The organism is Rhodococcus sp. 06-221-2 (genome assembly GCF_002258365.1).
GTDB classification, from domain to species: Bacteria; Actinomycetota; Actinomycetes; order Mycobacteriales; family Mycobacteriaceae; genus Rhodococcoides; species Rhodococcoides fascians.
The window spans coordinates 1-580 of sequence record NZ_NOYJ01000021.1; the positions used below are offsets into that span (position 1 = coordinate 1).

Sequence of the window (580 nt, forward strand, 5' to 3'; positions counted from 1 at the left end):
GAAGCATTCCCCGCGCCCGAATGCGGCGACGGCTTCGCGGGTGGCGGAGTCGAACAGTTCGGGGATTTCCTCGCGGGTGCGGGCCACTTTCATGCCGCGGCCGCCGCCACCGAAGGCGGCTTTGATGGCGATGGGGAGGCCGTGTTCGTCGACGAACGCCAGGATTTCGTTCGCGTCTTCGACCGGTTCGGAGGTGCCGGGGACCGAGGGCGCTTTGGCGCGGGCGGCGATGTGGCGGGCGGTGACCTTGTCGCCGAGATCGCGGATGGACTGCGGGGACGGTCCGATCCAGATCAGTCCTGCATCGATGACGGCTTGGGCGAAGTCGGCGTTCTCGGAGAGGAATCCGTAGCCGGGGTGGATGGCGTCGGCTCCGGATTTGGCGGCCGCGTCCAAGATTTTGTCGATCACCAGGTACGACTCCGCGGAGGTTTGTCCGCCGAGTGCGAATGCTTCGTCGGCCAGGCGGACGAACGGTGCGTCGGCGTCGGGTTCGGCGTACACAGCGACACTGGCCAGCCCGGCATCAGCGGCCGCCCGGATCACCCGAACCGCGATCTCACCACGATTGGCAACAAGA

1 protein-coding gene is annotated in these 580 nt (G+C 67.1%); it reads right to left on the bottom strand.

The features are described from left to right. Positions 1-580, bottom strand: a 580-nt coding sequence (locus tag CH281_RS11535; RefSeq protein WP_306427549.1) for a biotin carboxylase N-terminal domain-containing protein, incomplete at both ends; no start/stop codon positions are given.